The organism is Streptomyces sp. NBC_01463 (assembly GCA_036227345.1).
In the GTDB taxonomy this organism is placed as follows: Bacteria; Actinomycetota; Actinomycetes; order Streptomycetales; family Streptomycetaceae; genus Streptomyces.
The window spans coordinates 6200858-6219659 of record CP109468.1; the positions used below are offsets into that span (position 1 = coordinate 6200858).

18 protein-coding genes are annotated in these 18802 nt (G+C 70.7%); 9 read left to right on the plus strand and 9 right to left on the minus strand.

The window, feature by feature from the left end; all coding sequences use genetic code 11:
- The first annotated feature begins 74 nt into the window (after positions 1 to 74).
- The 7 genes from OG521_27325 (at position 75) to OG521_27355 (ending at position 7367) form a co-directional block, all read left to right on the plus strand.
- Positions 75 to 1094, plus strand: a complete 1020-nt coding sequence (locus OG521_27325; protein ID WUW24275.1) for an NADP-dependent oxidoreductase — start codon at positions 75 to 77, stop codon at positions 1092 to 1094.
- 90 nt (positions 1095 to 1184) lie between these two features.
- The gene (locus OG521_27330; protein WUW24276.1) at positions 1185 to 1613 is read left to right on the plus strand and encodes an organic hydroperoxide resistance protein; all 429 of its coding nucleotides are present in this window, start codon (positions 1185 to 1187) and stop codon (positions 1611 to 1613) included.
- Positions 1614 to 1820: 207 nt separating this feature from the next.
- Positions 1821 to 3179 carry an extracellular solute-binding protein gene (locus OG521_27335; GenBank protein WUW24277.1) on the plus strand — a complete coding sequence of 453 codons (1359 nt, stop codon included), beginning with the start codon at positions 1821 to 1823 and terminating at the stop codon, positions 3177 to 3179.
- Positions 3176 to 4117, plus strand: coding sequence for a sugar ABC transporter permease (locus OG521_27340; GenBank protein WUW24278.1), 942 nt, complete (start codon positions 3176 to 3178; stop codon positions 4115 to 4117). The genes OG521_27335 and OG521_27340 overlap by 4 nt, the downstream gene beginning before the upstream one ends.
- A complete protein-coding gene (locus OG521_27345) occupies positions 4114 to 4983 on the plus strand; it encodes a carbohydrate ABC transporter permease (GenBank protein ID WUW24279.1) in 870 nt (289 codons plus the stop codon). The genes OG521_27340 and OG521_27345 overlap by 4 nt, the downstream gene beginning before the upstream one ends.
- A 38-nt stretch (positions 4984 to 5021) precedes the next feature.
- The gene (locus OG521_27350; protein WUW24280.1) at positions 5022 to 6539 is read left to right on the plus strand and encodes an alpha-N-arabinofuranosidase; all 1518 of its coding nucleotides are present in this window, start codon (positions 5022 to 5024) and stop codon (positions 6537 to 6539) included.
- Between the two features lie 54 nt (positions 6540 to 6593).
- On the plus strand, positions 6594 to 7367 hold the full coding sequence (locus OG521_27355; GenBank protein ID WUW24281.1) for an EI24 domain-containing protein: 774 nt from the start codon (positions 6594 to 6596) through the stop codon (positions 7365 to 7367).
- A 15-nt stretch (positions 7368 to 7382) separates the two neighbouring features.
- Here the strand turns inward: OG521_27355 and OG521_27360 are convergent, their stop codons facing one another.
- From OG521_27360 to OG521_27370, 3 genes are all read right to left on the minus strand, one after another.
- On the minus strand, positions 7383 to 9314 hold the full coding sequence (locus tag OG521_27360; protein WUW24282.1) for an FAD-dependent oxidoreductase: 1932 nt from the start codon (positions 9312 to 9314) through the stop codon (positions 7383 to 7385).
- Positions 9315 to 9453: 139 nt separating this feature from the next.
- The gene (locus OG521_27365; protein ID WUW24283.1) at positions 9454 to 10452 is read right to left on the minus strand and encodes a galactose mutarotase; all 999 of its coding nucleotides are present in this window, start codon (positions 10450 to 10452) and stop codon (positions 9454 to 9456) included.
- 11 nt (positions 10453 to 10463) lie between these two features.
- Entirely contained in the window at positions 10464 to 11381 is a 918-nt protein-coding gene (locus OG521_27370; protein WUW24284.1) for an SGNH/GDSL hydrolase family protein, read from the minus strand.
- A gap of 353 nt (positions 11382 to 11734) precedes the next feature.
- Here OG521_27370 and OG521_27375 point away from each other — a divergent pair, with 353 nt between their 5' ends.
- Entirely contained in the window at positions 11735 to 12229 is a 495-nt protein-coding gene (locus OG521_27375) for a DUF3145 domain-containing protein (GenBank protein WUW24285.1), read from the plus strand.
- Between the two features lie 176 nt (positions 12230 to 12405).
- On the opposite strand, the gene fabF is transcribed toward OG521_27375, so the two are convergent.
- The 5 genes from fabF to OG521_27400 form a co-directional block, all read right to left on the minus strand.
- Positions 12406 to 13668: a beta-ketoacyl-ACP synthase II gene (gene fabF, locus OG521_27380; protein WUW24286.1), complete on the minus strand. Its 1263-nt coding sequence runs from the start codon at positions 13666 to 13668 to the stop codon at positions 12406 to 12408.
- A 76-nt stretch (positions 13669 to 13744) separates the two neighbouring features.
- The gene (locus tag OG521_27385; GenBank protein ID WUW24287.1) at positions 13745 to 13993 is read right to left on the minus strand and encodes an acyl carrier protein; all 249 of its coding nucleotides are present in this window, start codon (positions 13991 to 13993) and stop codon (positions 13745 to 13747) included.
- A 63-nt stretch (positions 13994 to 14056) separates the two neighbouring features.
- Entirely contained in the window at positions 14057 to 15058 is a 1002-nt protein-coding gene (locus OG521_27390; protein ID WUW24288.1) for a ketoacyl-ACP synthase III, read from the minus strand.
- 13 nt (positions 15059 to 15071) lie between these two features.
- Positions 15072 to 15986 (minus strand): ACP S-malonyltransferase, encoded by a 915-nt coding sequence (locus OG521_27395; GenBank protein WUW24289.1) that lies wholly within the window; start codon positions 15984 to 15986, stop codon positions 15072 to 15074.
- Between the two features lie 89 nt (positions 15987 to 16075).
- The gene (locus tag OG521_27400) at positions 16076 to 17275 is read right to left on the minus strand and encodes a helix-turn-helix domain-containing protein (GenBank protein ID WUW24290.1); all 1200 of its coding nucleotides are present in this window, start codon (positions 17273 to 17275) and stop codon (positions 16076 to 16078) included.
- Between the two features lie 118 nt (positions 17276 to 17393).
- On the opposite strand from OG521_27400, the gene OG521_27405 reads away from it, so the two are divergent.
- Positions 17394 to 18050 (plus strand): pirin family protein, encoded by a 657-nt coding sequence (locus OG521_27405; GenBank protein ID WUW24291.1) that lies wholly within the window; start codon positions 17394 to 17396, stop codon positions 18048 to 18050.
- A 10-nt stretch (positions 18051 to 18060) separates the two neighbouring features.
- On the opposite strand, the gene OG521_27410 is transcribed toward OG521_27405, so the two are convergent.
- Positions 18061 to 18654 (minus strand): GNAT family N-acetyltransferase, encoded by a 594-nt coding sequence (locus tag OG521_27410; protein WUW24292.1) that lies wholly within the window; start codon positions 18652 to 18654, stop codon positions 18061 to 18063.
- Between the last annotated feature and the right edge of the window lie 148 nt (positions 18655 to 18802).

The following is an 18802-nucleotide window of genomic DNA, read 5'->3' on the forward strand; positions in this document are numbered from 1 at the left end:
TTTCCGCTCCGGCCGAACCGCTTCCGTGACTCCACCCCTCCGCATCCCCCAGTCATCGAGGAGAACCCGAGCCCATGTCTGCAACTCTTCCCACGTCCAGCCGTGAATGGCACCTCGTAGCCCGTCCGCACGGCTGGCCGAAGGCCGAGGATTTCGCACTGCGTGAGGCGCCGGTCACCGCTCCCGCCGAGGGCCGGGTCCTCGTCCGCAACCTGCACTTCTCGGTCGACCCGTACATGCGCGGCCGGATGAACGACGTGAAGTCGTACACCCCGCCGTTCAAGCTGGACCACCCCATGGAGGGTGGCGCGGTCGGCGAGATCGTCGCGTCGAACGCCGAGGGCTTCGCGGTCGGCGACCACGTGCTGCACGGTCTGGGCTGGCGAGAGTACGCCGACGTCCCCGCCAAGCACGCGGTGAAGGTCGACGCCTCCCTCGCCCCGCTCTCCGCCTACCTCGGCGTGCTCGGCATGACCGGTCTCACCGCCTACGCCGGCCTGTTCGACGTGGCCTCCTTCAAGGAGGGCGACGTGGTCTTCGTCTCCGGCGCCGCCGGTGCGGTCGGCAGCCAGGTCGGCCAGATGGCGAAGATCAAGGGCGCCGCGCGGGTCATCGGCTCCGCCGGCTCCGACGAGAAGGTCAAGCTCCTGGTCGAGGAGTACGGCTTCGACGCCGCCTTCAACTACAAGAACGGCCCCGTCGCTCAGCAGCTGCGCGAGGCCGCCCCCGACGGCATCGACGTCTACTTCGACAACGTCGGCGGCGAGCACCTCGAAGCCGCGATCTCCTCGTTCAACGTGCACGGCCGCGCGACCATCTGCGGCATGATCGCCCAGTACAACGCGACCGAGCCCACCCCCGGCCCGCGCAACCTCGCCCTCGTCATCGGCAAGCGGCTGCGCCTCCAGGGCATGCTCGTCGGCGACCACGCCGACCTCCAGGGGCAGTTCGTCCAGGAGGTGGCCGGCTGGCTGGCCTCCGGCGAGCTGAAGTACCGCGAGACCGTCGTCGAGGGCATCGAGAACGGCTTCGAGGCCTTCCTCGGTCTGCTCCGCGGCGAGAACACCGGGAAGATGATCGTCTCCCTCGGCTGAACCGCCCGTCCGGGCACCCGTTAGGCTCGTCCCAGGCCGTCGCGATCGTGGGCGCGAGTCGCGGCGCATCAGCAGGAGGAATCCCCCAGCATGACCATTCAGGACATCACCGTCGCGTACACCGCCGTCGCCACCGCCGAGAACGGCCGTGACGGCAGGGTCTCCTCGGACGACGGCAAGCTCGACGTGGTCGTCAACCCGCCGAAGGAGATGGGCGGCAGCGGCGCCGGCACCAACCCGGAGCAGCTCTTCGCCGCCGGTTACAGTGCCTGCTTCCAGGGCGCGCTCGGCGTCGTGGCGCGCCAGGAGAAGGCCGACATCACCGGCTCCACGGTGACCGCCGCGGTCTCCATCGGCAAGACGGAGGCCGGTGGCTTCGGTCTGGAGGTCGCGATCACCGCGACCATCCCGAACGTGGACGCGGCGACCGCGCAGGCGCTCATCGAGAAGGCCCACCAGGTCTGCCCGTACTCGAACGCCACGCGCGGCAACATCAAGGTGGCGCTCTCGGTCGTCTGACCGTTCGCACCACTCGTACACAGCCGAGGGCCGCACCCCACCAGGTGCGGCCCTCGGCCGTTCCCGGTCCCGGCCCGCCCCTCCTGTTCGACACCCCGGACATTGTCCGGAATTCTTGCGCGACCCATTGACGCGCAAGCGCTTCGATTTTACGGTCCGTTCGAAGTTACGGGCGTCATCCGGTATATCGAACAGTGAGGGCGGGGCATGGGACGACCTGGCCTGAATCGCAGGCAACTGATCACCGGCCTCGGCGGTGCGGCCGTCGCCGGCAGCTTCGGCTTCGCGGCGCTGGGAAGCGGTGCGGACGCCCTCGCGTCGGACGCGGCCACCCGGGTCCGCTACTGGAACCTCTTCAGCGGCGGCGACGGCTACAACATGATCGCGATGCTCGACGCCTTCCGCAGGGAGCACCCCGGCACCGAGGTGAAGGACTCGACGCTCCAGTGGGGCAGCCCCTTCTACACCAAGCTCGCCATGGCGGCGGCGGGCAACCGCGCACCGGACCTCGGCGTCATGCACCTGGGCCGCGTCACCGGGTTCTCACCGGGCCGCCTGCTCGACCCCTGGGACGTCGGCCTGCTCGCCAAGTACGGCGTGAGGGAAGCCGACTTCAACCCCGCGCTGTGGAAGCGCGCCGTCGTCGACGGCAAGCTCTACGCCCTCCCGCTCGACATCCACGTCCAGCTCTGCTTCTACCGCAAGGACGTGCTGAGGAAGGCCGGCCTGCTCGGCGACGACGGGCGGATCGTGCCCGTCACGTCCACCGAGGAGTGGTTCGACGTGCTCAAGGAGGCGAAGAAGGCCACGAAGAAGGGACTGCAGACCATCGGTCTGTGGGCCAACGACCAGAACTTCCAGTGGTGGTTCTTCGTCGCCTTCTACACCCAGCTCGGCGGCACCTGGTTCGACGCCGCCGACTCCGACGTCACCTTCGACACGGACAAGGCCACCCAGGTCCTGGAGTTCATGCGCCGGCACATCACCGACGGGTACTCCGACCCGGGCTTCGCCGGGGCCGCGGGCGCCGAACAGTTCCTCAACGGCTCCCCGTTCTGCTGGGAGGGCAACTGGTCGGTGCCGGTGTTCGACGGAGCGAAGACCGAGTACGGCGCCACGCCACTGCCGCCCGTCTTCGGCAAGCGGGCCACCCACGCCGAATCGCACTCCTTCGTCCTGCCGCACCAGTCAGGCCGCGGCGGCGACGCCAACGAGGCCGCCCACGAACTCGCCGCCTACGTCGTCAGGCACGCACAGCAGTGGGCCGCGGGCGGGCACATCCCCGCCTACACGCCGACGCTGTCCACGGCCGCGTACAAGAAGCTCGAACCGCAGAACGAGTACGTCTCCGCGATGGACCACCAGGCCACCGAGCCCAAGGTGTGGTTCGCGGGCTCCACCGGCATCCTCGCCCAGCGCGTCGGACCGATCGCCGCATCCTCCATGCTCGGCTCCGCCAGGCCCGAGGCCGCCGCCCGCCGCATGAGGAGCACCCTCGCCGAGCTCCTCGCGATGAAGAACCCCATGGACGGCAGGACCGCGGCGCAGGCAGGAGCGGCCGCATGACGACGACCACACCCCAGGCCGTCCTCGCACCCACCCGCGCGAGGACCGCCGCCGACAGCCCCACGGCCCGCCGCAGGCAGGGCTTCCAGCACGGCGGATGGTTCGTCGCCCCGTTCCTCGTCCTGTTCGCGCTCTTCGTGATCTGGCCGCTGCTGCGCGGCGTCTACCTGAGCCTCACGGACGCCAACATCTCCGGCGACGGCGCGGGCTTCGTCGGCCTCGACAACTACCGCGAGGCCCTGCACGACCAGCTGATGTGGGACGCGCTCGGCCACAGCGCCTACTTCACGCTGCTCGTCGTGCCGTGCATCACGGTCCTCGCCCTCCTCCTCGCGCTGCTCGCCCACCACATCGAGCGCGGAAAATGGCTGTGGCGGCTGTGCTTCTTCATCCCGTTCCTGCTGCCGTCGACCGTCGCGGGCAACCTGTGGCAGTGGCTGTTCAACCCCGGTACGGGCATGGTCAACTACCTCTTCGGCCTCGATACGCCGTGGCTGACCGGCACGTCGTACGCGATGCTCGCCGTCGTCATCACCACCCTGTGGTGGACGGTCGGCTTCAGCTTCCTGCTCTACCTCGCCGCGCTCCAGAACATCCCCGCACACCTCTACGAGGCCGCCGAACTGGACGGCGCGAACGTCTGGCACCGCATGGTCCACATCACCCTGCCCATGCTGCGCAACATCACCGGCCTCGTGATCGCGCTGCAGATCCTCGCCTCGCTCCAGGTCTTCGACCAGGCCGTCGTGATGCAGGACTTCGGCCCCGGGCCCGAGGGGTCGACCCGCACCTTCGTGCAGTACACGCTCGAAGAGGGCTTCACCAGCTACCGCGTGGGCTACGCCTCCGCGATCTCCATCATCTTCTTCGTCATCATCGCGGCCGTCGCCCTCGCCCGGATGTGGCTGCTGCGCAACCGTGAGGAGGACGCCCGATGACCGCCGACACCGCGCAGGCGCCCGTCAAGTCCCGTACCCGCAAGCCCTGGTCACCGAGCCAGGTCGTGCTCACCCTCATCGGCGTCGCCGTCTCGGCCGTGTTCCTGGCGCCGCTCGCCTGGGCGCTGTTCACCTCGCTCAAGTCGGAGACCGAGGCCGTCGAGGTGCCGGCGCACTGGCTGCCGGAGGACTGGACGGGCCAGGCGTGGAAGGCGCTCTTCGCCACCGGCAACATCACCGACTGGTTCGTGAACTCGCTCGTCGTCTCCATCTGCGTCACCGTCGTCGTGCTGCTCGTCAGCGCGCTCGCCGGATACGGCTTCGCCCGCACCGAGTTCAGGGGCAAGGCGTTCCTCATGGGCACGGTGATGGCGGGCCTGATGGTCTCGCCCGCAGTCCTCGGCGTCCCGCTGTTCACCACGGTCCAGCAGATGGGCATGGTCGACACCTACTGGGGCATGATCCTGCCGCAGTGCGCGCCCGCCGCGATGGTCTACATCCTCTACAAGTTCTTCCAGGGCATCCCGAAAGAGCTGGAGGAGGCGGCGTTCATCGACGGCGCCGGCCGCTGGCGGGTCTTCTTCACCATCATCGTGCCGCTCTCCAGGCCCTCCCTCTCCGCGGTCGGCATCTTCACCTTCATCGCGTCGTGGAACAACTTCCTCTGGCCGTACATGGTGACCAACAACCCCGACCTGATGACCATGCCGAACGGCATCGCGACCGTCATGAACTCCTACGGCATCCAGTGGGCCCAGCTCATGGCCGGCGGGCTGATGGCCGGACTGCCGCTCATCGTCGTCTTCGTCTTCTTCCAGCGCCAGATCGTCAGCGGCGTCGCCCACACCGGGCTGGCCGGCCAGTGACGCGCACCGAGATCCGCAACCCGACCCCGAAGGACGTCATGACCCGCACCGCCCGATTCACCCTCGACCCGGCGTTCACCGTCGGCGACGTCGACCCCCGCCTCTTCGGCTCGTTCGTCGAGCACCTCGGCCGCTGCGTCTACGACGGCATATACGAGCCGGGCCACCCCTCGGCCGACGAGGCGGGCCTGCGGACCGACGTCCTGGAACTCATCCGCGAACTCGGCGTCACCGCCATCCGCTACCCCGGCGGCAACTTCGTCTCCGGCTACCGCTGGGAGGACAGCGTCGGCCCCGCCGACGAACGGCCGCGCCGCCTCGACCTCGCCTGGCGCTCCACCGAGACGAACCGCTTCGGCCTCTCCGAGTACATCGCCTTCCTCAGGAAGATCGGCCCGCAGGCCGAGCCGATGCTCGCCGTCAACCTCGGCACCCGCGGCGTCCAGGAGGCCATCGAGCTCCAGGAGTACGCCAACCACCCGGCCGGCACCGAACTCTCCGAGCGCCGCATCGCGCACGGCGACAAGGACCCCTTCGGCATCAGGCTGTGGTGCCTGGGCAACGAGATGGACGGCCCCTGGCAGACCGGCCACAAGACCGCCGAGGAGTACGGCAGGACCGCCGCCGAGACGGCCCGCGCCATGCGGCAGATCGACCCGTCCGTCGAACTCGTCGCCTGCGGCTCCTCCGGCCGCTCCATGCCCACCTTCGCCGCGTGGGAGGCCACGGTCCTCGCCGAGACCTACGACCTCGTCGACTACGTCTCGCTGCACGCCTACTACGAGGAACTCGGCGGCGACCGCGACTCGTTCCTGGCGTCCGCCGTGGACATGGAGTCCTTCATCGAGGACGTCGTCGCCACCTGCGACCACGTCGGGGCCCGGCTGAAGTCCACGAAGAGGATCAACCTCTCCTTCGACGAGTGGAACGTCTGGTACATGGCCCGCAGTCAGCAGGAGGCCGAGGCGAACCCCCTCGACTGGCCCGAGGCGCCGCGCCTGCTGGAGGACAGCTACTCGGTCACCGACGCCGTCGTCTTCGGCACCCTGCTCATCGCCCTGCTCCGCCACGCCGACCGGGTGACGGTGGCCTGCCTGGCACAACTGGTCAACGTGATCGCCCCGATCATGACCGAACCCGGCGGACCCGCCTGGCGCCAGACCACGTTCTTCCCGTTCGCCCAGGCCGCCCGGCACGGCCGCGGCCAGGTCCTGGACGTCCGGGTGGACTCGCCCACGTACACGACCGCGAAGTACGGTGAGACGGACCTGCTGCACGCCACTGCCGTCCGCGACCCGGAGACCGGCGCGGTCACCGTCTTCGCGGTCAACCGCAGCCAGTCCGCGGCCCTCCCGCTCGAAGTCGCCCTGCACGGGCTCGGCCTGACGGGGATCGCCGAGCACCAGGTCCTCGCCGACGCCGACCCGGACGCCCGCAACACCCTCACCGAACCCGGCCGCGTCACTCCCCACCCGGCCGAGGGCACGGCACTCGACGGGGGAGTGCTGCGGGCCGTGCTGGAGCCGATGTCCTGGAACATGATCCGCCTCTCCTGACCACAGCCCCCTCCCGCGAAGGGGCCCGCCCCCCGGTCCCGTTAGGCTGACGCCATGCGTGATCTCGGGGCGGGCCTCGGCTATCTGATCAAGGGGCAGCGCTGGGTCGCCCGGCACGGCAAGTGGTTCGGCATAGGGCTGCTGCCCGGCCTGATCACCCTCTTCCTGTACGCGGGCGCCCTCGTCGGCCTCGGCTACGGGGCCGACGACCTGGCGGACTGGGCGACACCGTTCGCCGACGACTGGTCCTCGCCCTGGCTCGGCCTGCTGCGCACCACCCTCACCGTGCTGGTCTTCGCGCTCGGCCTCTTCCTGGCCGTCATCACCTTCACCGCCGTGACCCTGCTCGTCGGACAGCCCTTCTACGAGTCGCTGTCGGAGGAGGTGGACCGGGCCGAGGGCGGGGAGGTCCCCGAGTCCGGGCTGCCGCTGTGGCGGGAGCTGTGGATCTCCGCCCGCGACAGCGTGCGCATCCTGGTGCGCGTCGCGCTGTACGCGATCCTGCTCTTCGCCCTCGGATTCGTCCCGGTCGCCGGACAGACCGTCGTCCCGGTCCTCGGCTTCTGCGTCACGGGGTACTTCCTCGCCGAGGAACTCACCGCCGTCGCCCTCCAGCGCCGCGGCATGGCGCTGAAGGAGCGGCTCGCCCTGCTGCGCGGCCGCCGGCTGCTGGTCCTCGGCTTCGGCGTACCCCTGGGGCTCGCCTTCCTGATCCCGTTCGTCGCCGTCTTCCTGATGCCGGGTGCCGTCGCGGGGGCGACCCTGCTGGCGCGCGACCTGGTGGGGGACGGCGCGGGCGGCCCCGGCGACGGCCCGGGCGAGGACTAGAGCTCCTGCCGTCGGTCAGCTCGTGTGCACCTCCAGCGCCGTGCGGACCGCCGACTCCAGCGCCCCCTCGATCCAGGCGGGCTTGACGGACGTGTGACAGCCCGCGAAGTGCAGCGGCCCCTCCACCGACCGCACATCGGCGAGCAGTTCGGTGTGCTGCCCGGGGAGCAGGACGGCCGCCTCGCCGTACGCGTACGGGTCACGCATCCACGACTGGGTGGCGCCCGCCCCCGTGTAGAAGACCTCGATGCGCTGTCCGTACACGTCCTGGACCCCGCCCAGCGCGTGCGGATAGCGCTCGTCGTCGTCCAGCGAGTCCCACTTCAGGGCGTCGTCGGCCCAGCTGTACGACGCCAGGAGCACCCCGCCCCTGCTCCCGTCGACCGGGTGCGAGGGCTGGTACATGAAGCGGTTGGCGTTGTCGGTGACCGATCCGCCGCCGATGACGTGGGCCGCCTCGGGCTGGTTGCGGGCGGTCGCGCGGTACGCCGCGTAGTGCACGCGCTGGTTGGGCGGAATGTGCCCGGACGGTACGGAGGGGTGGGCACCCAGCAGCGAACCGTCGGCCGGCGCCCTGCCGAGCCGGTACTCGTCGTACAGACCGGGCCGGACCCTCTCCAGCTCCTCCTTCCAGTCCTTCTCCTCGAACTCCCACCAGCGGCGGCTGAATTCGAGCAGCACCTTCGTGGCCGTGTCGTAGTGGACCTCGGTGATCGCGCGCCGCTTGCCGTACGAGAGCGGCGGCGTGACCGGGACGTGCCGCAGACCTGAGAACGGCACGGTGATGATCGCCCGGTCGCCGGTGAACGTCTCCCGCACCACCGTGCCGTCCCGGCCCTCCGACACCGTCTCGACCCGGACCCCGTCATCGCCGTGGCTGATCCTGGCGGCCCGGCGGTCCAGGTGCACCAGGTCCTCGACGCGTGCGTACATGGCGTCGGCCAGCGTCGCCGTGCCGTCGGGCAGCTCGTAGAACGCGGTGTCCGGGCTGATCAGGGAGGCGCCGATGAAGCTGTGCACGAAGGCGAGGGGGAGCCGCGATGTGAGGTTCTCGACGGTGCCGATGAGGTCGATGGTGCGCTCGTCGAGCCCGGCCTCCTCGGTGAGGAAGCGGAACATCGACCAGTGGCCGTAGTTCTGGATGACCCGGGCCCAGCCCTTGACGAGCTCCGAGCCCTCCTTGCCCTCGAACTCCTTGCGCACGGGGGCGAACGCCTCGCGCACGATGGCCGATGCGGTCTTGTCCTCGAACGCCGCGGGGACCCCGAAGGAGCGGTTGACCGCCTGCGGCTTCTTCGCGTAGTCCGCCTTGCGGACCCGGATGCCGTTGACGTGGATCCAGGTGTGGTTGACGGGCTGTCCCGTGCCGTCGACGTCGACGAGATGGAAGCGGCGGCGCTTCAGCTCGAAGCTGTCCATGAGCCCGGTGACGAGCGGGTGGCTGTCCGGGATGCGCATCGCGCCGGCCTCGGCGTACTGCTTCGGGTCGGTGAAGGGCGACTTCGCGTTCTCGTGGCCGCCGGTGCGGAAGGTCTTGATCCGGCCGCCGACCCGGTTGCCGTTCGCCTCGATCACGGTGACGGTGTGCCCGGCCTCGCGCAGCAGATGGGCGGCGGTCAGCCCGGCCGGACCCGCGCCGACGATCAGCACCTTCTTCGGGTCCTTGCCGCTGCGCGGCAGGCCCTTGGTGAGCAGGACGTCGCGGTAGTGCGGCACCAGCGACTCGTCCTGCTCGTCGCGTACGAGAACGGCGCGGGCGACGGTCAGGCAGGCCTCCCAGTCGGAACCGGGGGCCGCGAGAGGGGCGGGCGCGGCGGGAGAGCCGGACGCGGCCGCGTCCGCACGGGCGGCGGTGGTGGCGAGGGCCGCGACGCCGGCGGCGGCGCCCGCGATCATGGTGCGGCGTGAGGGCAGGCCGGACGTCGGTCCGGTGGGCTTGGAAGTCATGCGGCCACCCTGAGGGGCGCGGAAAGGGGCGCATTTCGCGAACGCGCGTAGACCGCCCGGAATCACTCCCAGGTGCCGCTTAACGATCTTGTAATACCGGCGTTCTCGCAGGTCAGAACGGCCTTGCCGGCGCCGGTCCTCAGCGCGCCGAGAAGCCGTACACCGTCGTCGACACGTACTCCTGGCCCGGCCGCAGCACCGTGCTCGGGAACTCCGGCCGGTTCGGCGAGTCCGGGAAGTGCTGGGTCTCCAGCGCGATCCCGGCGCACGGACCGAAGGGCCGCCCGTCGAAGTGGTCCGCCGTGTACAGCTGCATGCCCGGCTCCGTCGTCGAGACGGTCAGGACGCGCCCCGACACCTCGTCGTACAGCTCGGCCACCGGACCCGCCACGCCCTCGTCGAGCACGAAGTTGTGGTCGTACTCCTTGGAGACCGGCCGCGGCTCCCGGAAGTCGAACCGGGTCCCGTCCACCGGCAGGAACTCACCCGTCGGCAGCGACTCCGCGTCCGCCGGGGTGATCCGCCCGGCCGCGATCCGCAGCCGCTGACCCAGCGCACTGCCGGACTCGGCGCCCGCCAGGTTCCAGTACGTGTGGTTCGTCAGGTTCAGCACGGTCGGCGCGTCCGTCGTCGCCCGGTACGCGATCCGCAGCGCCCCGTCCTCGTCCAGGGTGTACGCCACCGACAGCTCAAGCCGCCCCGGGAAGCCCTCCTCGCCGTCCGCGGCGACCAGGGACAGCTCCACGCCGTCCGCGATCCCGCGGGCCTCCCACACACGCTTGTCGAAGCCGCGGGCCCCGCCGTGCACATGGTTGCGGCCCTCGTTGCGCGTGACGTGGTGCGTCCGCCCGTCGAGGGTGAACGCCGCGCCGCCGATCCGGTTCGCGAACCGCCCGACCAGCGCGCCGAAGTACGGGCCGGTGTACTGGAGGTACGAGGCGAGATCCGGCAGCCCGAGCGCCACCCCGGCCCGCGCACCGTCCCGGTCCGGCACCTCGACCGACTGCACGACGCCGCCGTACGTCAGGACGCGCACCCGCGTACCGCCGCGCTCCAGCGTCCAGCGGTGCACCTCGGCACCGTCCCCGAGCGTGCCGAAGTGCTCCGTACGCGTGACCGTGCCCGAACCCGTCTCCATGATCGGAAACTCTACGCGGGAGGCCGTGCCGCCGTGACGTTGCGGTAGGCGATCTCGGCCAGCCTGGCCTGCCCGTTCCGCCCCGGGTGGAACCAGTCCCACTGGCTGAGCTGCTTGCCGGTGAAGCGGTAGTCGAACACCGCCCCGCCGTCGTAACGGCAGCGCCGGTCCTTCGCGCACACCTCGCGCAGCACCTCGTTGTACGCGACGACGCGCTCCTGCACCGCCGCGCGCCGGGCCACCGCCGACGCGCTCATGTCGTCCGCGTCGCCCAGCATCGACTTGCAGATGCCCAGCTTCCAGATCTGCTTGCCCAGCTGACTGCCCCGGCCCGTCGACCAGAGCCGCTTCAGGTCCGGCACGCTCGACACGTACACCTGGGCCTTCGGCGCCGCGCTCCGCAGCTGACGCATCGACGCCTCGAACGACGCACGGAAGTCCGCCACCGGCGTCATCACCCGCACCGAGTCCCGGCACGCGTCATTGGCGCCGATCATCACCGTCACCAGCTCCGGGTCCTCCTTCGCGGCCAGCGCCATCTGCTCCGGCAACTGGGCGATCCTGGCCCCCGTCTCGGCGTGGTTCCAGCTGCGGGCCGCCGCGCCCGAGGCGCCGAGCAGCCGCACCGCGAGACTGCGCACCGCGCTGTCCGTACCGGTCGACCAGGAGGCCTCGGGACAGTCGGCCAGCACCGAACAGGCGTCGAAGCCACGGGTGATGGAGTCCCCGACCGCGGCGACGGACCGCGGACTGCGGTCCCAGACCGGCACCGCCGCCGCGGGCCGCCGGCCCTCTCCGGCCGCCGCGCCCTTCGTCGTCCCGTCGGACCCGGAGTCACAGCCCGTCAGCACGGCCGTGCCCAGACATGACACCGCGGCCAGCGCGGCCAGTGCGGTGCGCGAGCGGTGCCGTACGGAGCGATCCGGCATGTCCTCGTCCCCTCCTGTCCCATGCCGCCGGCACACCCGTGCGGCACCGGTCGGCGGGCCCGCGCGCCCTGCCGGGTGAATGCTGAGCGAATCATGGGCCCAGGACCGACGGTACGTCACACCTCGGACGCCGCCGCACGGTAGCTTTTCCCCGTCGAACCAGTGGCTCTTTCGGCCACCCGGCTCCACTCGGGTGGTTTCCGAACATCACATCACGTCACATACTGTCCCTTTTCCGGATATTAACTCCCGATGCTGTTTACTGATGACAGCCTCGGGGACCGGCCGGTAAGAGGTGGTACGGGCGCGAGGCCGCTGGGGAAGGCGAACCTCGTCCCACACTGGAGGTCCCGGTGACGACACGTGGAGTTCTGTACGTTCACTCCGCACCGCGCGCGCTCTGCCCACACGTCGAATGGGCGGTGGCGGGTGTTCTCGGCGTGCGGGTCCAGCTCGACTGGATCAGACAGCCGGCCGCGCCCGGCACCTGGCGGTCCGAATTCTCCTGGCAGGCCGGCCCCGGCACGGCCTCGCAGCTCGCCTCCGCGCTGCGCGGCTGGGACCTGCTGCGCTTCGAGGTGACGGCGGAGCCGTCGCCGACCGCGGAGGGCGAGCGCTACAGCTCCACGCCCGGGCTCGGCATCTTCCACGCCGTCACCGGCATGCACGGCGACATCCTGGTCCCCGAGGACCGTCTGCGGGCCGCGCTGGCGCGGTCGCTGCGGGGGGAGAGCGACCTGGAGGCGGAGGTCGCGAAACTCCTGGGCAAGCCCTGGGACGACGAACTGGAGTCCTTCCGCCACGCGGGCGAGGGTGCGCCTGTGCGGTGGCTCCACCAGGTGGTGTGACCTTCCGGGCACGCCCGCCCGCGCCGGCCCGAGCACCGAGGCCCCGCCCCGGACCCCGCGCCTCAAGCGCCGGCGGGGCTTGATTTTGGGGCTCTGCCCCGGAACGCACCGTGCCACGGATGAAGCCCGCCTCCCCAGGACAGGGGAAGCGGGCTTCATGCGTACAGGCGCGAAGATCACACCGTGCGGAACGCCAGGACCACGTTGTGCCCGCCGAACCCGAACGAGTTGTTGATCGCCGCGATCGGCCCCTCCGGCAGCGGACGCGGCGCATCGCGCACGATGTCCGCCTCGACCGCCTCGTCGAGGTGCTCGATGTTGATGGTCGGCGGAGCCATCCGGTGGTGCAGCGCGAGCACCGTCGCCACGGTCTCGATACCGCCCGCGCCACCGAGCAGATGACCCGTCATCGACTTCGTCGCCGAGATCGCGACATGGTTCAGGTCGTCGCCCAGGACCTTGCTCAGGGCCTTCAGCTCCGCGAGGTCACCCTGCGGCGTGGACGTCGCGTGCGCGTTCAGGTGCACGACCTCGGACGGCTTGAGGTCCGTCTGGTCCAGCAGGTTCTGCATCGCCGCGGCGATACCGCGCCCGGTCGGCTCGGGCTGGGCGATGTGGTGGGCGTCCGCGGACAGCCCCTGGCCCAGCACCTCGCAGTAGACCCGGGCACCACGCGCGGCGGCGTGCTCCGCGGACTCCAGCACGACGACTCCGGCACCCTCGCCGAGGACGAAGCCGTCACGGCCCGTGTCGTACGGACGCGAGGCCTTCTCGGGCTCGTCGTTGCTCTTGGACATCGCCATCATGTTGGCGAACGCGGCGATCGGCAGCGGGTGGATCGCCGCCTCGGTGCCACCGGCGAGGACCACATCGGCGCGGCCGGTGCGGATCATCTCGACGGCGTAGCCGATGGCCTCGGCACCAGACGCACAGGCGGAGACCGGGGTGTGGACGCCCGCCTGGGCGTTCACCTCGATGCCCACGTTGGCGGCCGGGCCGTTCGGCATGAGCATGGGCACGGTGTGCGGGGAGACGCGGCGTACGCCCTTCTCCTTCAGCACGTCGTACTGGTCGAGCAGGGTGATCACGCCGCCGATGCCGGAGGCGATGACCGATCCCAGCCGCTCGGGCCGGACGTTCTCGTCCTCACCGGCCTTGCCGGTGAAGCCCGCGTCCGCCCACGCCTCCCGGGCCGCGATCAGCGCGAACTGCGCCGAGCGGTCCAGCTTGCGGGCGAGCGGACGGGGCAGGACCTCGGACGGGTCGACGGCCGCGAGGGCCGCGATCCGTACGGGCAGTTCGGCGAAACGTTCGCCCTCAAGGGGCTTGACGCCGGACCGGCCGGCCATCAGACCTTCCCAGGTCGATGCGGAATCGCCACCCAGCGGAGTGGTTGCGCCGATACCGGTGACGACCACGGTGCGATTGGTCGAGCTCACTGGAAAATCTTCTCCACGTGTAGAGGGTCGTGAATCAGCGGCGCCACCGCCGGGTGGCGACACAGCCGGGCTGGGATCAGCCCTGGTGCTTGAGGATGTAGTCGGTGGCGTCGCCGACCGTCTTGAGGTTCTTGACGTCCTCGTCGGGGATCTTGACGTCGAAGCGCTCCTCGGCGGCGACGACGACCTCGACCATGGACAGCGAGTCGACGTCCAGGTCGTCGGTGAAGGACTTGTCCAGCTGGACGTCCTCCGCCGGGATACCGGCGATCTCGTTGACGATCTCGGCGAGACCGTCGAGGATCTCCTTCTGCGTGGCGGCCATGTTGGCGCTCCTTCGGTGTATATCTGCTGGGTTCGGGTGTCCGGGCGAAAAGACCCGGTGTGCCTAGGGGAGGGTAACGACCGTCGCGGCGTAGACGAGACCCGCCCCGAAGCCGATGACGAGCGCGGTGTCGCCGCTCTTCGCCTGACCGGTCGCCAGAAGCCGCTCCATTGCGAGCGGAATCGAGGCGGCGGAGGTGTTGCCGGTGGTCTCCACGTCACGGGCGACCGTGACGTGCTCCGGCAGCTTCAGGGTCTTCACCATCGAGTCGATGATCCGCATGTTGGCCTGGTGCGGGATGAAGACGTCCAGGTCTTCCGGGGCGATCCCGGCCACGTCCAGCGCCTGCTGGGCGACCTTCGCCATCTCGAAGACGGCCCAGCGGAAGACCGCCTGGCCCTCCTGCGTGATGGCCGGGAACTTCTCCGGACGGTCGGCGTGGAAGGTGTCCCACGCCACGGTCTGCTTGATCGTGTCGGACTTGTCGCCCTCGGAGCCCCAGACCGTCGGGCCTATGGCCGGCACCTGGGACGGGCCGACGACGACGGCACCGGCGCCGTCACCGAACAGGAACGCCGTCGCGCGGTCGCTCAGGTCGGTGAGGTCGCTCAGCCGCTCCACGCCGATGACGAGCACGTACTCCGCCGAGCCCTCGACGATCATGCCCTTGGCGAGCGTCAGACCGTAGCCGAAGCCCGCGCAGCCGGCCGAGATGTCGAAGGCGGCGGGCTTGCCGGCACCGATCCTGTGCGCGATCTCGGTGGCGATGGCCGGGGTCTGCTTGAAGTGCGACACGGTGGAGACGACCACCGCGCCGATCTGCTCCGGCGTGATCCCGGCGTCGGCGATGGCCTTGCCGGACGCCTCGACGGACATCGCGGCCACGGTCTCCTGCTCGGAGGCCCAGTGGCGGGTGGCGATGCCGGACCGGGAGCGGATCCACTCGTCGGACGAGTCGATCGTCTCGAGGATCACCTCGTTGGGCACGACACGGGTCGGACGGTAGCCGCCGACACCCATGATCCGTGCGTACGGGGCGCCCTGGCTGGGCTTGATCTTCGACATGCTCTCGGGCTCCTTAGGCGCCCGCGTGCTCAGCGATGAGCGCGCGGGCCGCGTCGAGGTCGTCGGGGGTCTTGAGCGCGAGCGTCTCCACGCCGGGCAGGGCGCGCTTGGCGAGACCGGTGAGCGTGCCGCCGGGGCAGGCCTCGACGATCGCCGTCACGCCGAGCTCCTTGAACGTCTCCATGCACAGGTCCCAGCGGACCGGGTTGGCGACCTGGCCGACCAGCCGGGAGATGACCTCCGCGCCGGTGGCTACCGTCTTCCCGTCGGCGTTGGAGACATATGTCACGGCCGGGTCGGAGACCTCCAGGGCGGTGGCGGCCTCGCGGAGCCGCTCGACCGCGGGAGCCATGTGGTGCGTGTGGAACGCGCCGGCGACCTTGAGCGGGACCACCCGGCGCACGCCCTCGGGCTTGTCCTCGGTGAGCGCGGCGATCTGTCCGGCCGTCCCGGCGGCGACGATCTGGCCGGCGCCGTTGACGTTCGCGGGGGTCAGGCCGAGCTTCTCCAGGTGCGCGACGGTGACCTCGGGGTCACCGCCGAGCAGCGCCGCCATGCCGGTCTCGGTGACCGCGGCGGCCTCGGCCATGCCGAGCCCGCGGGTCCGCACGAAACGCAGCGCCGCCTCGTCGCCGATGACTCCGGCGAGAGCGGCCGCGGTGATTTCACCCACGCTGTGACCTGCGACGACACCCGGCGACGCGTTCAGTGCGGCGGCGGAGAGCAGACCGGCGGCGACCAGCAGCGGCTGAGCCACCGCGGTGTCACGGATCTCCTCCGCGTCGGCCTTGGTGCCGTAGTGGGCAAGGTCGAGCCCGATGGCGTCGGACCAGGCCGCGATGCGGTCGGTGGCACCGGGGAGGTCGAGCCAGGGAGTCAGGAAGCCGGGCGTCTGAGCGCCTTGGCCGGGAGCGACGAGTACGAGCACCCTCACACTCTCTCTTGTGAACGGTCCGGAACGCCCGTGGGGACAGGGACGAAGAACCGTAGGGGGAATTGTTGATGTCCGACAAAAGTCTAGGACTGCAGATCCCTGTCGGCCAGACGCCCCAGGATCAGGGCGATCCGCAGAGTGAACGCCGAGCGGACGTCGGAAGGCGACCAGCCGGTGACGTCAGTCACACGTCGGAGCCGGTAGCGCACGGTATTGGGGTGGACGAACAGCATCCGGGCCGCGCCTTCGAGGCTGCTCGCCTGTTCCAGATAGACGCTCAGGGTCTCCAGGAGAGCCGAGCCCGCTTCTTCGAGCGGTCTGTAGATCTCCTCCACCAACTGATCCCGTGCCGCCGGGTCGCCCGCCATCGCGCGTTCCGGCAGCAGATCGTCCGCGAGAACCGGGCGCGGGGCGTCCTGCCAGGCACCGCACGCCTTGAGCCCGGCGGCGGCCGCCTGCGCGGACCGGGTGGCCGCCAGCAGGTCGGGCACCACGGGCCCGGCGACGACCGGACCCGCCGCGTACGGGCCGATCAGGGCCTTCGCGACCTGGAGCGGGTTGTCGCTGCCGCCCGCGATGACGACCAGGCGGTTGCCGAGCACCCCGGTCAGGACCTGGAGCTTGGCGTGCCGGGCGGCCCGGCGGATCGCCTCCACGGTCAGTTCGCTGTCCCCGTCGGGGGCCGTACCGAGGAGCACGCACACGTGCTCGGGCGAGTTCCAGCCGAGCGCGGCGGCCCGGGACACCGCGCCCTCGTCGGCCTCGCCGGACAGCACCGCGTTGACCACGAGCGATTCGAGCCGGGCGTCCCAGGCCCCGCGGGCCTCGGCGGCCTGGGCGTACACCTGCGCGGTCGCGAAGGCGATCTCCCGCGCGTAGACCAGCAGCGCCTCGCGCAGCACCGACTCGTCACCGGGGGCTGCGACCTCGTCGATCGCGGCCTCCATGACCTCGATCGTCGTCCGCACCATCTCGACGGTCTGCCGCAGCGTGATCGCCCGGGTCAGCTCGCGCGGGGCCGTACCGAACACATCCGTCGAGATCGCCTGCGGGGTCTCCGGGTGCCGGAACCACTCGGTGAACGCGGCGATGCCGGCCTGGGCCACCAGGCCGATCCAGGACCGGTTCTCCGGTGGCATCGCCCGGTACCAGGGCAGCGACTCGTCCATGCGGGCGATCGCGTTCGCGGCCAGCCGGCCGGAGGACTGCTCCAGACGCTTCAGGGTCGCGGCATGGAGATGGGCGTCGTTCGCAGCGGGCTGCTCAGGATCGGGTCGGGGCACGGGGACAAGACTGCCCTATCCGGACGGGTGCCCGAAGGGGCGGGGCGGTCCGCGGGTCGTACCGCCGGGTATCCGGACGGCCCGAACACGAGGACCCGGGGCGGGCTACCGTGGGCGGGTGATTTCCGTACGCCGCTCGGGCGACCGTTTCAGGGGCGGGGACGGGGCGGCCGGCATCGAGTCCCGGCACTCCTTCTCCTTCGGTTCCTTCTACGACCCCGACAACCTCCGCTTCGGCCCGATCCTGGCCTGCAACGAGGAGCGCCTCGCCCCCGGCACGGGCTTCGAGGAGCACCCGCACAGCCACACGGAGATCGTGACCTGGGTGGTGGAGGGCGAGCTGACCCACCGCGACTCGGCCGGTCACGCCACGGTCGTACGCCCCGGCGACGTCCAGCACCTCAGTGCGGCCTCCGGCGTCCGCCACGTCGAACGCAACGACGGGGAGAGCCCGTTGACGTTCCTCCAGATGTGGCTGGCACCCCTGGAGCCGGGCGGCGACCCCTCGTACACGACCGTCCCCGGCATCGCCGACTCCACCCCGTACGCCCTGCCGGACGCCGGATCGATGCTCCATGTGCGCCGGCTGGCCGAGGGGGAGCGCACGGCGGTGCCGGACGCGCCGAAGGTGTACGTGCACGTGGTGCGGGGCGGGGTCGCGCTCGGCGGCGAGGAACTGGCGGCGGGGGACGCGGCGCGGATCACCGCGGAGGAGGGCCTCGAACTGGTCGCGGCCGGGCCCGCCGAGGTGCTGATGTGGGAACTGCCGGACTGAGCCGCCCGCCCTACCGATCGCTGTCCCGGCGCCACATCGACCACATCGGCGGCCCGGCCCGGAAGGTCATCTCCTCGTGCACGACGAATCCGTGCCGCTCGTAGAACGTCAGATTGCGGCGGTTGCTGGACTCCAGGAACACCGGCCGCCGCCCGTCCGCGTCCGCCTGCTCCAGCAGCCGGCTCAGCACCCGCGAACCACGCCCCGTGCCGCGTGCGTCGGCGTGGGTGCCGATGTACTCCACGTACCAGTGCGCGGGCGTGGCCGGATGACGATGCTCCAGCGCGAGCAACCGCTTGCCGGTCCGGGGCAGTTGGGTCCGGCCCGCGCGTAGCAGGGTGCCGGCGTTGCGCAGCAGGTAGCTCACCGGCAGCTTCCACTGACCGGGCTCCGCCCACACCGCCGCGACCGTGCGGTCCGGGTCGGTCCACACCCGCCCCGCGGGCACCTGCTGGGCGAGGTGCGCCGTGAACAGGAGCCGCAGTCGCCGGTCCCGGTCGTGCGGCATCAGCCAGGACCAGACGGGGTCCTCGGCGTAGGCGCTGGCGAGTACGGCGGCGAGCGCCGGGACGTCGGAGGCGGTGGCGCGGACGATGTCGGTCATGGCCGGGGAGAGTATCGGCCATTCGTGACCTTGGACTACCGTCCCGGCCCGCCCTGTTGGCATCTTGGCCTCGGCGAGCCCCCCACCCGGCAGCCGAACGGCGAAAGAACATCTGCCGGTGTCTCAGGAATACGTCCACGCTTCGCCC